This is a genomic window from Eubacterium sp. 14-2, from assembly GCF_000403845.2.
Lineage (GTDB): Bacteria > Bacillota > Clostridia > Lachnospirales > Lachnospiraceae > Petralouisia.
The window spans coordinates 633,357-647,201 of record NZ_KE159568.1; the positions used below are offsets into that span (position 1 = coordinate 633,357).

Genomic DNA, 13,845 nt, shown 5'->3' on the forward strand with positions numbered 1-13,845 from the left:
TCCTTCCCCCTCCTTAACACCAGGGTACTCCGCCGCAGCAAAGACCTCCGCCGCCGCAGCAGAAATTACATGCCAGATTTGCCAGACAGAGTTTCATACAGAAATCTCCACTGCCCACAATGGGATTTCCGTAACTCTGGCGTCTGTCATAATACCAGCTTCCTCCATTCTGAAGCTGTGCATACAGCTGCCGGTATTCCTGATTTCCAGGCTCCATGGCTGCGGCACGCTGTGCTGCCTCCAGAGCAGCCACATTATTTCCCGTACCGGAATTGGCAATGGCGCTGAGGTAATACCAGCGGGCGTTTCTGTCCTTCATGCTGTTCAGCACATTCAGCGCTTCCCTGTAATGGCCGCTGCGGATATAGTTGGAGGCCGCCTGCTGATAGGTGCTCTCCTCATCTCCGCCTGCGGTTCTGCTCTGGCTCTGAGAACTGCCAAAACCGCCGAAGCCGCCGAACCCACCGAAAAAATCTCCAAAATCCCAGTAACTTCCCTGATCCCCGGAACTTCCCTGGCTGTAGCCGCCTGCGGTTCCACGTTCCTTTTCCTGAATAATCTGCTGATATGCCTGCTGTATCTCTTTAAACTTTTCTTCTGCCTGTTCCTTGTTGGGATTGTTGATATTGGCATCGGGATGATATTTCCTGCTCAGGGAACGGTATGCCTTTTTAATTTCTTCATCGGTGGCATCCCGTTTCAGCCCAAGTACCGCATATGGATCATACATCTGTTACCTTCCTCTCCCTGCTCTTCTTCACATATTCGTACCGGCACCAGACGCCGGAATATAAAATATTTCTCAAAATCTCCGTATTCTCTACAATGGGAAGACGTTCAAATGCCATGGAGCATTCTGCCATCATCATACTCAGAACAGCTTCTGTCTTCCGTTCAAATTCTTCTGTCTCAGATTCCTGCAAAAACAGATTGTAATTTCCGGTCTTTCTGTCTTTCTCCACATCCTCATAGGCATCCATCAGGTAAATAAATTTGCCAAGGAAAAAGCCCATCCGCCGCAGGTCCCCTTCCCACTCATCCTTACGCCAGGCAAATATCTCTCCCATCATCCGGCCAAAATGCCCTGATACTTCATCCAGGTTCCTGCTGTTTTTCTTCTCACACCTGCGAAGCTGTTCCAGGCAGTCCCGGAAAAGAGACGCTTTCTCAGGATAATTTTCCGCAATCTTCCTGCACTTCTTTTTCAGAGAAGAAGCCATCACCTTCCTGGTCACCCTGCGTTCATCTTCCCAGTCGTCCAGACATTTATAATACGTCAGCAACAGATTCATGTCCGCTCCGTATCCGGTAAACTGATTCACCCTGGCGGGATGTTTTTCCAGGGGATGAACCGCGCATTTCCTGCAGCTTACCTGTGTCTTCGGCTCATACAGACTGGTAAGCAGCAGCACCAGAAATGTCATATCATAGCTTAAAGTAAGCTGTCCCCGTCTGCCGGACTGCTCCTTTAAAGTCCTGCACAGTCCGCAGTAATAGGACTGATACAAATCAAAGTCTTTAAATTTCATCTCCGGTTTGTTTACAATAATATATCCAAACATAATATCCTTTCCGTAAGATTCAGCATAATTGCAGGGGTGATTCACGCTAAAACAGGCTGTGGCTGAACTGTTATGGAATATATTCTAAACCTTCCGCCGGCAATTGCAATTAATAAAACAGAAAGATTCTATAAAAAATTTATAAACACTGTCCCGACTCCAGTTTTTCGATTTCCGCCAGCCAGAGCGCGCTGCTGGCGTCGCTGGGCATCCGCAGATCTCCTCGGGGAGAAACAGCCACTGTTCCCACCTTCGGCCCGTCCGGCAGACAGGAACGCTTAAACTGCTGGGAAAAAAATCTTCTGACAAAAACCTTCAGCCATTTTAAAATCACATCTTCCCCATATCTGTTTTCAAAGGCATATACGGCCAGACGAAAGATTTTTCCCGGCCCGAACCCGCAGCGGAGCATATAATATAAAAAGAAATCGTGAAGTTCATAGGGCCCCACAATGTCCTCGGTTTTCTGAGAAATCTGCCCGTCTTTTGGAGGAAGCAGTTCCGGGCTCACAGGGGTATCCAGCACATCCAGAAGGATCTGTTCCAGGGTACTGTCCTTGCAGGTCTTTGCATAATACCGCACCAGATGGCGCACCAGCGTTTTGGGAACAGAAGCATTTACCCCATACATGGACATGTGATCACCGTTATATGTTGCCCAGCCAAGGGCCAGTTCCGACATGTCCCCGGTACCAATCACCATGCCGTTCTCTTTGTTGGCAATATCCATCAAAATCTGAGTCCGCTCCCTGGCCTGTCCGTTTTCGTAAGTTACGTCATGATTTGTTTCCTCATGGGAAATATCTTTAAAATGCACCCGAACGGCCTCTCTGATGTCCACTTCCCGAAAATCAGTGCCCAGACATCTGATTAAATTCACCGCATTGTCATAAGTTCTGTCGGTAGTTCCGAACCCCGGCATGGTAACTGCATGAATCCCCTTCCGGTCCAGTCCCAGCAAATCAAAGGCTCTGACAGTAACCAGCAGGGCCAGTGTGGAATCCAGCCCGCCGGAAATGCCAATTACTCCGTGGCAGCAGCCCGTATGCTCCAGCCTTTTTTTCAGGCCCACAGACTGAATCATCAGGATTTCCTCGCACCGTTTCCAGCGCTCCTCTGGTTTTCCCGGCACAAAGGGATCCGGATCCACAAACCGGGTAAGCTCTGTTCTCTCTTTTTTCAGATGGAAGGGAATCTCCAGATAATCTTCTGCCTTTCCTGTAAAAGTAGACATTTTGCGCCGCTGTCCGTCTAACCTCTGAATGTCAATTTCCCCATACACCGACTGGTTGGCAAAACGTTCTGCCTCCGCCAGCATTATTCCGTTTTCCGCAATCATATTATGGCCGGAATATACCAGGTCCTGGGTGGATTCTCCCTCTCCGGCACTGGCATAGACATAACCGCAGATAAGCCTTGCGGACTGCCCTTCCACCAGGTTTTTCCGGTAACGGTCCTTCCCGGTAATCTCATCGCTGGCAGAGAGATTTACCATCAGATTTGCCCCTGCCAGTCCATGGGAAATACTGGGCGGGGCAGGAGTCCACAAATCCTCACAGATTTCCACGCCGATTTTTAATTCCGGAATGCTGTCAGCGCAAAACAGGAGATGGCTTCCCATGGGAATTTTCCATTCTCTTCCCAGAACCACTACTTCCGCCTGCTCCATCCCCGGCGTAAAATAGCGTCCCTCATAAAATTCATTGTAACTGGGAATACAGGTTTTCGGCACCAGCCCCAGTACCGTTCCATTTCCCAGAGCTGCCGCCACGTTATAGAGCCTGCCCTTCCATGCAAAGGGAAGTCCCACAAAGATCAGCATATTCTTCCCGTTGGTTTCTGCCGCAATGTCCAGAAGTACCTGCTCTGCCTGCTCTAACAGCGGCTCCATCAGAAATAAATCTCCACAGGTATATCCGGTAATGCAGAGCTCCGGAAAGACCACTACTGCAGCTCTCTGCTGTTCCGCTTCGTCTATTTTTTCAATTATGGCCTGCCTGTTATAAACGGGGTCCGCCACCCTGATTTTGGGGGTTACCGCCGCCACTTTAATAAATCCGTCTTTCACTGGCTGCTCCTTTCTGAATGTTCCAGCAATCCTCTTAAATCCTCCGGGGTGAAAACATAATGTCTGTCACAGAACTGGCAGTTCACCTCAATGGGCTCGCCCTCCTCTATCATTTCCCGGATATCCTGCACACCGATACTGATCAGGGCTTTTGTCACCCGTTCTCTGGAACAGTCACAGTGATATACAACCGGCATGGTCTCCGTAATTTCCAGACCGAATTCTCCCAGTACCTGCTCTAACAGCGTTTCGGGCGTTGCCCCCTGCTCCAGCATATCCGTAACAGACGTAACCTCCGCCACCTTTTTTTCCAGTGCGGCAACTGTCTCCTCATCGGTAAAAGGCATAAGCTGAATGATAAATCCGCCTGCCTGCCGGACCGTATTGTCCTTATTCATCAGTATGCCAAGGCCCACCGCAGAGGGCACCTGCTCGGAAGTGGCAAAATAGTATGTCAGATCCTCTGCAATTTCCGAGGTCTGCAGGGCCACCTGGCCCACATAAGGTTCTTTCAGGCCCATATCTTTTATCACACTCAAAATTCCAGGTCCCAGAGCTCCTCCCACATCCAGCTTTCCTTTCTCATTGGGCGGAAGTATCACATCCGGCACCTGGGGACAGCCTTTCACATGGCCCTGGCTGTCTGCTGTGACAGTCATGCCTTTTGCCGCACCGCCGCATTTTATCTGCAGGGTCAGCAAATCCTGCTCTCCCTTCATCATGGCTCCCATCATGACTCCTCCCGTCAGAAGCCTTCCCAGTGCGGCAGTAATCACAGGGCTTGTATTGTGATAAGCCCTGGCCTGTTCCACCAGTTCTCTGGAAGTTATGGCAAATGCCCGTATCTGATTGTCTGCTGCTGTTGCTCTCACCATGTAATCTTTCATTTTTATTCTCCCTTGCATCACACAAATCTGCTGGCTTCTGTTTCTCTGTTTCATCTGCAGTCACACAAATCTGCTCATCTCGGTTTCCCTTTTTCTCCTGCAATCACATAAATCCGTTCGCCTGTTTCCCCTGCCGGTTCCCTGGTAAATGCGTCAAACATCGCCACAAACTCCATACCGGCCTGCTCCAGCAATTCCTTTATCCGCCCCGGCTCATAGCCCCTCTGTACATGGGTTTCCTCATATTTTCGGTAACGCATGTCCTCTTCCCGGATAAAAAATGTCATGTCATACTGGTTCAGCCCGGTCTCCTCATCAAAAAAATTTTCCCAGATAAAGCTCCCCTCTTCCCGGTTTTCGCATATTGTGGTTTCTCCTAATAATTCCCGGTATTTATAAAGGGTATTCAAATCAAATATAAAAATCCCTCCTGGGTCCAGATAATTATTGACCAGCCGAAACACCTGAAGAAGTCCCTCTTCTTCCAGAATATAATTCAGGGAATCACAGACGCTTACCACCGCTTTCACAGTGCCGTACAGCTCAAATTCCCGCATATCCTGCAAAAGATACAGGATATCCTTCTGTTTTCCTGTTCCCTCCCCGGTTTCTGCAGCCTCTTTTGCAATCTGCAGCATTTCCTCTGAACAGTCCACCCCAATCATATCATAACCTGCCGCAGCCAGCAGCCTGGTCATGGTTCCGGTGCCGCAGCCCAGCTCCAGCACAAGGCCTTCCTCCACTCCGTACTCCTGCAGCAGACCTGTCAGATACCTGCTCCATGCCTCATAAGGCACGTCATCCATAAACAAATCGTATACCTGGGCAAATCCTGTATATGCTTCCATTCCAGCCTCCCGTCCGGTACCCACAGAAATCAATAGTTCAAAAATTCATTTCCATGTTTCACAATGCTTTTTCTTGATTATTTATTTCAGAAAATGTATACTGTTTTTATTATAGTAAAAACAATCACGTTTTGCAAGGAGCCTTTATGACTGAAAATAATTACATCTCCGGACACATCCGCCGCGTATACGCCAGGCGTCTGGTTTCTCCGGTTCTCTATCTGATTCTCCTGGTCATCCTGTGGCTGGCCTTTCCCATATATGATATTCTGTTCCCGCGGACACTGACCGCTTCGGACGATTTAAGTACATATAAAAATCAGCGTTCCTCTTATGTGGAGACCACGCTGACGGACCTTTATTTTACCGGATATACCGGCAGCTCTTTTGGCCGCACCTGCGGCTACTATTATTACTGCATGAGAAACGACCAGTGCACGGTGGTTCTTCTGTCTCCCTCCACCTGCGAGGAAGGCCTTCCCTTTATCGAGTCTGTTCATATCCGGGGCAGGGTACTGGAGGGAACTCCCCCTTTCCGCACTCTGCTGGAACATCTGGCCAGAGACCTGAACTGGACCGAAAAGGGAATCAGCGAAAAAGTAAATCCCTGTTTTATCAGCGAGCCTGCCTTTCAGCTTTTTTCAAGCGCGGTTCTTATACTGATCTGTTTTTCCACAGGAATTTATGCACTCCTTCGGATTCTTCTGGACCTCCTCTATATCCGGTTTCCGGTTTTCTCCCCTGTCTGCAGACAGCTTGGACGGTTCGGCAGACCAAAAGAACTCCTTGCCCAGGCAGAAACAGAGCTTGCCACACTGCCCCAGCTTGCCACGGAAGACATGTTTATTACGGAACATTATTTTATTGTGCTGGCCAATTACGGCGCCGCCATCATACCCATTCAGGAAATGGTATGGATTTACAAGCATTCCACCCTCCATAAAATTCTGTGGTACCATTTCAGCATTTCCTATACGCTGCATGTCACCGCCAGAAAACACCTGTATTTCCAGTGTCCCAAAAATATGAAATCTGACATTGACGGTATTATGGATTATCTGGCGGAAGCAAATCACGATATTCTGGTGGGATTCAGTGAGGAAAACCGTGTCAGAGCCCACGGAACCAGCCCCTATCCTCCCCAATTGGAAAAGTTTTTTGCCTTTGTGGAAAAAATAAAAAAATCGAAACCTCACAAGCCGGAAGGTTCCTGATCTTTCACCCTCAGCAGAAAATGCCTGCTTTCACCGGTACAGTTCCGGCAAAAGCAGGCATTTTCGTGGAACAAAGTGAGCAGGCCCACTTCAGCTCCCCTAACCCCTCACTCATGAGGGGCCTGGACACTTTGCTGCGCCATTTGCGGTGCGTCAGAGCATACGCAGTATGCTGAACGTATCGCGTTTTAGCACAATTGCGAAGCAATATTTTACCTCTTGTGCGAGTGCGCATATTTCATCCCCGCCGCAGTGTAATAGGAGCCTTTTAATTCTCAGGAAAACAGCCCTTTGAAAAAGTCCAGGATTGAGCGGAAAAAATCTGCAACTTTATCAAATATGCTTCCTGCATCCAGATGAGAGAGCTTCTCATACAGAGCTTCCGCCTGACTCCGGATGGAGTCCAGGTCCAGATCCAGCTGGCCGATTTTCTGCAAAAGTTCTGTCAGTTCTGCAACTTCCGCATCTGTCAGGCTGATATCGAACTGGCTGCAGGCCTCTGCAATGGTTTCCTTAATCTCCTGTTCGGATTTCAGGCCCTTTTCAATTACTTCCTGTTTCAGATATGCTACAAGTTCTTCCGCTTTTTCAGAATCTCCCACTGTCTCTGCCAGATCTCCGGTAAGCACCAGCTCATTTAATGCGGTGTCCATGCTTTTCTCGGAAACCTTTACCCCGGTCATGTCGGAATATGCTTTCATGGCCCCCACCAGAGCCGCGGTTCCCGATATGGGTATGGGCCCGGCCACAATAATGTCCGCATCGGTAATTCCGGCGGTAATCAGAGCATTTTTATACATGCCGATGGTACAGTAAGAAATATTTTTGGTGGTAATATTGATACCGTTTCCTTCTTCTCTCTTTACCACCAGAACCGAGGACAGCGCCCGCGTTCCAATCTTGCCGGCCGCCACATATTCCCCCAGATATTCATGCTCTTCTTCATTGGTAATGTAAATCACATCATACTCGGAAAGCTCCGTTTCATTTATCCCCAGAAGTTCCAGTACCGTCTTCTGCTGCTCCGGCGTCAGATTTGCCCCCAGCGCAAGATAGGGTTTATCCTCTTTGGTAATGGGCTCTGTAACTTCTCCCGGCTGATTTAAAACATCTGATTCCCGATCAGAACCCTCTTCCTCTTTTCCTCCTTCTTCCGAAAATTCCTCACTGCTGTTTCCCGGTTCAGGACTTACCTCTTTTTCATCGGTCTGCGACGCCCACACCTGCGCCGGCATTGTGAAAGCTATCACAATTGCCAGGAACAGACCTGACAGTTGTTTCCTGTGCTTCTTCATTGTCACCCTCCGTTCTGTCTCTCACGCTCAGGAACTGTACTTCTGAAAAGTACCTGCTGCCTGCTTCATTTTCGCCTGTATGCCCCAAAAGGCCAAGGCAGTTACTGCATTCTTGCCTGTATCCATGCATATATATCGGCATATACCTGTTCCCGGTCCACCTCATTTAAAATTTCATGTCGGTCTGTGGGGTAAAGCCTGCAGGTTATATCTGTAATACCAGCCTCTTTATACCGCTCATACACCGCTTTTACACCGGCTCCGTAATTTCCCACCGGATCCTCTTCTCCTGCCACCAGAAAAAGGGGCAGATTGCGGGGAATGGCATTAATATTAGCCGGCCGACTGATAAAATGTAAGGTGTCAAACAGGTTATAATACCCGTTTAAGGTAAAACGAAAGGTACAGCGGGGCTCCTGATTATAGGCCTTAACGATTTCCCGGTCTTTGGTCAGCCAGGCATTCGCCTGGTTTTCTTCCTGAAATCTCCTGTTATAAGTGGAAAATGCCATTTTATCCACCAGTTTGCTGCAGTAATGCCAGCCCCGGAACAGAGCCAGTAATCTGCAGACTTCTTTTCCGGCCACTGCTGTCCCGGTAGAATGATTTCCCGTTCCCATAATCACAGCTCCCTGCAGGCCGGAGCCGTATTTCGCAAGATATTTCCGCAGCAGAAAAGAGCCCATACTGTGTCCCAGCATAAAATAAGGTACGCCGGGACGCTCTTTCTGCATAATCCTGCGCAGACGGTCCAGATCTTTTACCACAATATCGCTGCCGCCCTTTTCTGCAAAATATCCCCACATTTCCTGGGATTTTACTGATTTTCCATGTCCCAGATGGTCATTTCCCACAACCATAAAGCCCTGCTGTGTCATATATTCCGCAAATTTCCCGTACCGTTCTACATATTCTATCATACCATGACTGATTTGCAGGATTCCTCTGATTTCCCCCGTGTCAGGCTCCCATTTCACTGCATGAATCCTGGTTTCTTTATCTGCTGACTGAAACTGAAATGTTCTCTTTTTCATATTCTGCCTCCCGATAGTCAGTTACTTTTGATTTCTTCTCCCACAGCCCGAAGCCACTCTTCCACCTCTCTGGCTTTTCCCCGGAGATTTTCCAGTGTCTCCTGCTGCCTGGTGAAAGTTTCTCCCGCCTGCTGTACCACTTCCTGAGCTGTGTCATACTGTCTGCTTACCAGTTCGCTTTCGCTTATGGACTGTTCCAGCGTGCCGGTAACTGTGCGTATTTCTGATACCAGATTCCGTGTCTCCGATTCTTCCAGCCTGGAGGCATAGACTCCGAATCCCTCGGCTGCTTTTTCCAGACGTGAATTATGCTCTTTCCAGATCTGGGTCAGATAGACCACCTGCACTTCCGCTTCCTCCAGACGTTCTTCCATCCGCTTCATTTTTTCTGCCATAAAGGAGGCTGCCTGGTGGTATTTTCCGGAAAGATCCCGTACTTTTTCCGCCGCTTCCACAAACTTTACCCCTTCGTCTCCCAGTCTTCCTGCTTCGATGGCCGCATTCAGGGAAAGAACGCCCATCTGTTTCTCCATCTCTTCCATTTCCCCGATACGTTTGCCCATCTCTCCCATTTCCTGGCGCATACCGGTTGCCGCCAGCTCCAGAACTTCTTCCGGAGAGGTGAGTTTTCTCCCCTGGTTTATCATTTCCAGAAGCTCCTGTTCCCGCCGGCAGATTCCTTCCAGAGATCTCTGGTACATACCGTCTGTTTTTTCGGCTCTGTCCGCCAGAACCTGCATCTGTTTCTGCAGGCCCCGATTCTTTTCATTTTGTTTTCTGGCCTCCTGGGCAGCTCCTTTTACGGTTTCCAGCACCTTTTCCATCTGGCTGTCCAGCTCGTTCTGTTTTTCTTCCATAGAAGCAATCCCTGTCCGGGTTTCTTTCTGCACCACCTGCATTTTACCTGTCACCTCTGATAATTTCTTCAAATATTTATCTGCTTCTGCCTGTCTGGAAAGCAGTTCCTGCTCCAGTTCCTCCTGTTTTTTTCCTTTTCCAAACATCCGGGTTCCCCTTTCTTCCAAAAGTATCCTGTTTCTTATATGTATTTCCCCGTTCAGGGCTCCTCAATGCAAGTATTATATCACTTTTATAATAAATCTAACAGTAGTTCTTTACAATTATCTGCAGAGATTCCTGTCCATTGTATACATTCAGGTCAGGATAGTACAGAAAAGACGCCCGCATTCCGCTGTCCCGTCCGGCCAGAGTCTGCTCCAGGGCCTGACGTCCGAATTTTTCCTGCAGAAAATTCAGCAGCTGTTCCACCTGTCCGAAACAGACTGCATTCATCCTGGTTCCGCCCTGACTTTCCACCTGCATTCGGCATACATTGCGGTTTTTCCCGAATACACCCATAGACAGAATATGTATATTTTTATCAGCAAATACCGGTTTTTCATTGGCTTTTCCAAAAGGCTCCAGAAGATTCAGTTCTTCTGTCAGCTCTCTGGTAATATAGTCCAGAGGCATGGGAACATCTATGACGATTTTCCCCCGCAGGTCTTCTTCCGTCAAAAGGGTATTTTCATTCAGTTTCCTCCGAAACACCTCCACATGTTCTTCTGCCATGGACAGACCTGCTGCCATGGGGTGCCCGCCGAATCTGGTAAACAGTTCTTTACACTTTGTCATTTCCTCATACATGGAGTAACCTTCAATGGAGCGCCCGGAGCCCTTGACTCCTTCCTCGCTTCTGGTCAGCACAAATACGGGACGGTGATACCGTTCCCGAATACGTCCCGCTATAATGCCTGCCAGGCTCTCATGGCATTCCGGCAGATAAATGACCAGCACTTTGTCCTGTTTCAGAGAAGTCTGCTCCACCAGTTCAACGGCTTTCTCCACTCCCTGTTCTGTCAGTTCTTTCCGGCTGGCATTCAAATCATATAAATCCCCGGCATATTCTGCGGCTGTATGGGAATCTTCTGCAAGCAGCAGCTTAAGGGCCCGTCTGGCAGTATCCAGCCTTCCGCTGGCATTCATACAGGGGCCCAGCACAAATCCAATATGGTATGCCCTGATTTTTCCCATTTCTATCTGATTACATGCGGCCAGCGCACGCATACCATTATTTTTGGTGCAATTGAGCATTTTCAGCCCTTCTTTTACCAGAATTCTGTTTTCTCCTGTCAGTTCCATCACATCTCCTACGGTGGCAAAGGCCGCATTTTCCAGAAAAGCCAGTGCTTCTTCCGGGGGATATCCTGATTTTTTGTAAAGCACCTGTACCAGCTTGAAGGCCACCGCCGCACCGCACAGATTTTTAAAGGGATAGGGGCAGTCAGGCTGTTTTGGATTTACCACCGCATCTGCCGGGGGAATCTGATATATTTTCTCCCCGTCCTCCTGTTCCTCATAGGGAACTTCATGATGGTCCGTAAGGATTACCGTCATGCCCAGTTCCTTTGCCAGGGCCACCTCTGCTGTTGCCGCAATACCGTTATCGCAGGTTAAAATCGTATCCACTCCATCTGCCAGAGCCTGGCGCACCAGCCGCTGATTCAATCCATATCCGTCTGAAATCCTGTCGGGAATGGCATAGTCAGCTTCTGCCTGGCAGCGGCGCAATGCGCAATACAGAATATATACCGACTGAATCCCGTCAATGTCATAATCCCCTAAAATGCGGATTTTTTTCTTTTTCTGAATCTTTTCCTGCAAAATGGCCACTGCCCGCTCCATATCTTTCATTTTCTCCGGATCATGCAGATGTTCCAGTGTTCCGTGAAGATATTCATCTATGGCTTTTTCTCCCAGTATTTCACGGTTTCTGATGATTCTTGCCGTTACCTGGTCAATGCCGAACTGTTCTGCAATTTTCTTAAAATCCGCCCGTTTGGCGGACACCACCCATTTTTCCATTCCATATTGTCCTTTTATTCGTATTCCACACTCTGAAGAATCAGTCCCCTGGCCGGCATGGTCACTCCTGCCTGTTCCCGAATTCCTTCTTCCAGAAGCTGTTTTATTTCCATAGGCTCCCGTCTGCCCTGACCGATTTCCACCAGTGTTCCCGCTATAATCCGCACCATATTATGGAGAAATCCGTTTCCGGTGATTCTGATATCCACCTCTGCTCCTTCTGAAAGAATTTCCAGACGGTAAATGGTCCGCACGGAAGACTTTTTCTTCTGATGGCGGGTGCAGAAGGCTGCAAAATCATGAGTTCCTTCCAGATATCCGGCTCCCTGACGCATTTTTTCCAAATCCAGAGGTTCCGGAATCCGGCACATCCATTTTCGTTCAAACACATTTGGGGCGACGCTGTTAAAAATCCGGTAACAGTAGGTCTTTCTCTGGGCTGACAGCCGGGCATGAAACCGTTCCGGAGCTTCTTCCATTTCCGTAATCCCAATATCATCCGGCAGATAATGATTCACATATTCCATTATTTCCGGAATGGATTTTTCCACAGTCAGACGAACGCTGGCCACCTGCCCCAGAGCATGTACCCCGGCGTCGGTGCGTCCGGAACCCTGTACCTCCACCTTTCTGCCCTCCAGCTCAGAAAAAACCTGATTCAGTTTTCCCTGTATGGTTACATCCGTGCTTTTCTGGCTCTGCCAGCCCCTGTACCGGGAACCGTCATATGCCACTGTCATTTTATAATTTTTATCCACCGTTTCTGTCCTCGTATGGTTTTCATAATCAAAATTATTTTCCCCATAACAGTTCAGCCGCTTGCTGTGTGCAGGCAGACCAGACAGCCATAAACTTCACTTCCACACGCTGAACTGTTACGATTCACCTTTGAATCATAACAAAATATAATGACTTTTTCAAGAAAATATAGTATAATATCAGGCGGTATTATTCAGGCGATATTATACGCGCCATGTGCGCATCTCTTACCATACCATGGATTGCTCTGCAATCCTGGTATAATATCAGGCGATATTATAATGTAGAAAGGGAGTTTTCCATGAATCCGTTAGAATTAGCAGATATTTTAAGAAACCACACTGTATATATTCAGACTCACAATTTCCCGGATCCGGATGCCATTTCCAGTGCGTTCGGCCTGCAGCAGTTTCTGGCTTATCACAACGTGCCTGCAACTTTATGTTACGATGGAAAAATTGACCGTCTCAGTGCAAAAAAAATGTTGGATACCTTTGGAATTACCATGTTTTCCAAAGATGTACTTTCTGATATGGCAGAAGATGACCTGATTGTTCTGGTGGATTCTCAGAAAATGAACAGTAATGTGACAGACCTGATTGGAGACGAAGTTGCATGTATTGACCACCATCCCATTTTCTTTCATTATGATTACCAGTATCAGGATATTCAGGCCGTGGGGGCCTGTGCTTCCATCATTGCTTCCTATTATAAGAATACCAGTACGCCCATTTCTCCGGTCTGCGCTGCTGCTCTGGCCTATGGAATCAAAATGGATACTGCCGATTTCACCCGCGGAACCTCCGCACTGGATACGGAAATGCTTTCTTTTCTGTTTTCCCATGCCAGCTGGGGACTGGTAACCAGCATGTATTCCAACACCATGGAATTTGATGATCTGCGGGCTTATGGCGCGGCCATCCAGAATATACAGATTTTCGGCGGTACAGGATTTGCCTATATCCCCTTTAACTGCGCCCAGGCTTTGATTGCCATTATTTCTGATTTCATTCTGTCCCTGGATGTGGTGGACATTGCAATTATTTATGCCATGCAGACAGACGGTATCCGCTTTTCTGTCCGCTGCGAGCAGAACCGGATTCATGCAGGCAACCTGATTTCCCAGGTTCTGCGTCCCTTTGGAAGCGGAGGCGGACATCCTTCCATGGCAGGCGGAATGATTCCTGCGGCCAGTGTACACCTGCTGGGTGAGGACATCCATACCTCCATTCAGGAAGCCTTCCTGCACACTATCGAAAAAATGGAAAAGGAGCTGTCTGAATGACAGTCTCCTTATCTCAGATAAATAATTA

Annotated in this window: 12 protein-coding genes; 2 read left to right on the forward strand and 10 right to left on the reverse strand. The window is 48.3% G+C overall.

Annotation, left to right across the window (positions count from 1 at the left end; translation table 11 throughout):
- Positions 1-13 precede the first annotated feature (13 nt).
- The 5 genes from C805_RS19950 to C805_RS19970 form a co-directional block, all read right to left on the reverse strand.
- The gene (locus C805_RS19950; RefSeq protein WP_016215799.1) at positions 14-730 is read right to left on the reverse strand and encodes a J domain-containing protein; all 717 of its coding nucleotides are present in this window, start codon (positions 728-730) and stop codon (positions 14-16) included.
- Complete coding sequence (locus C805_RS19955) at positions 723-1,562, reverse strand: DUF5685 family protein (RefSeq protein ID WP_016215800.1); 840 nt, start codon at positions 1,560-1,562, stop codon at positions 723-725. The genes C805_RS19950 and C805_RS19955 overlap by 8 nt, the downstream gene beginning before the upstream one ends.
- A 139-nt stretch (positions 1,563-1,701) precedes the next feature.
- Complete coding sequence (locus C805_RS19960; RefSeq protein ID WP_016215801.1) at positions 1,702-3,630, reverse strand: NAD(+) synthase; 1,929 nt, start codon at positions 3,628-3,630, stop codon at positions 1,702-1,704.
- Entirely contained in the window at positions 3,627-4,517 is an 891-nt protein-coding gene (gene hslO / locus C805_RS19965) for an Hsp33 family molecular chaperone HslO (protein ID WP_016215802.1), read from the reverse strand. The genes C805_RS19960 and hslO overlap by 4 nt, the downstream gene beginning before the upstream one ends.
- 74 nt (positions 4,518-4,591) lie before the next feature.
- Complete coding sequence (locus C805_RS19970; protein WP_016215803.1) at positions 4,592-5,365, reverse strand: class I SAM-dependent DNA methyltransferase; 774 nt, start codon at positions 5,363-5,365, stop codon at positions 4,592-4,594.
- A gap of 146 nt (positions 5,366-5,511) precedes the next feature.
- On the opposite strand from C805_RS19970, the gene C805_RS19975 reads away from it, so the two are divergent.
- On the forward strand, positions 5,512-6,579 hold the full coding sequence (locus tag C805_RS19975; RefSeq protein WP_016215804.1) for a DUF6709 family protein: 1,068 nt from the start codon (positions 5,512-5,514) through the stop codon (positions 6,577-6,579).
- 275 nt (positions 6,580-6,854) lie between these two features.
- Here C805_RS19975 and C805_RS19980 read toward each other — a convergent pair whose 3' ends face one another.
- The 5 genes from C805_RS19980 to truA form a co-directional block, all read right to left on the reverse strand.
- A complete protein-coding gene (locus C805_RS19980; protein WP_016215805.1) occupies positions 6,855-7,874 on the reverse strand; it encodes a DUF1002 domain-containing protein in 1,020 nt (339 codons plus the stop codon).
- Between the two features lie 101 nt (positions 7,875-7,975).
- Entirely contained in the window at positions 7,976-8,908 is a 933-nt protein-coding gene (locus C805_RS19985; RefSeq protein ID WP_016215806.1) for an alpha/beta fold hydrolase, read from the reverse strand.
- 17 nt (positions 8,909-8,925) lie between these two features.
- Positions 8,926-9,912 (reverse strand): methyl-accepting chemotaxis domain-containing protein, encoded by a 987-nt coding sequence (locus C805_RS19990; protein ID WP_031201540.1) that lies wholly within the window; start codon positions 9,910-9,912, stop codon positions 8,926-8,928.
- 97 nt (positions 9,913-10,009) lie between these two features.
- A complete protein-coding gene (recJ, locus tag C805_RS19995) occupies positions 10,010-11,773 on the reverse strand; it encodes a single-stranded-DNA-specific exonuclease RecJ (protein WP_016215808.1) in 1,764 nt (587 codons plus the stop codon).
- Between the two features lie 14 nt (positions 11,774-11,787).
- Positions 11,788-12,531: a tRNA pseudouridine(38-40) synthase TruA gene (gene truA / locus C805_RS20000; protein WP_016215809.1), complete on the reverse strand. Its 744-nt coding sequence runs from the start codon at positions 12,529-12,531 to the stop codon at positions 11,788-11,790.
- Positions 12,532-12,833: 302 nt separating this feature from the next.
- Between truA and C805_RS20005 the strand changes: the two genes are divergently transcribed.
- On the forward strand, positions 12,834-13,817 hold the full coding sequence (locus C805_RS20005; RefSeq protein WP_016215810.1) for a DHH family phosphoesterase: 984 nt from the start codon (positions 12,834-12,836) through the stop codon (positions 13,815-13,817).
- Positions 13,818-13,845: the final 28 nt, after the last annotated feature.

Coding starts and splice junctions, on each gene's coding strand:
- C805_RS19950 (WP_016215799.1), bottom strand. CDS start 730: ATGTATGATCCATATGCGGTACTTGGGCTGAAACGGGATGCCACCGAT.
- C805_RS19955 (WP_016215800.1), bottom strand. CDS start 1,562: ATGTTTGGATATATTATTGTAAACAAACCGGAGATGAAATTTAAAGAC.
- hslO (WP_016215802.1), bottom strand. CDS start 4,517: ATGAAAGATTACATGGTGAGAGCAACAGCAGCAGACAATCAGATACGG.
- C805_RS19970 (WP_016215803.1), bottom strand. CDS start 5,365: ATGGAAGCATATACAGGATTTGCCCAGGTATACGATTTGTTTATGGAT.
- C805_RS19975 (WP_016215804.1), top strand. CDS start 5,512: ATGACTGAAAATAATTACATCTCCGGACACATCCGCCGCGTATACGCC.
- C805_RS19980 (WP_016215805.1), bottom strand. CDS start 7,874: ATGAAGAAGCACAGGAAACAACTGTCAGGTCTGTTCCTGGCAATTGTG.
- C805_RS19985 (WP_016215806.1), bottom strand. CDS start 8,908: ATGAAAAAGAGAACATTTCAGTTTCAGTCAGCAGATAAAGAAACCAGG.
- C805_RS19990 (WP_031201540.1), bottom strand. CDS start 9,912: ATGTTTGGAAAAGGAAAAAAACAGGAGGAACTGGAGCAGGAACTGCTT.
- recJ (WP_016215808.1), bottom strand. CDS start 11,773: ATGGAAAAATGGGTGGTGTCCGCCAAACGGGCGGATTTTAAGAAAATT.
- C805_RS20005 (WP_016215810.1), top strand. CDS start 12,834: ATGAATCCGTTAGAATTAGCAGATATTTTAAGAAACCACACTGTATAT.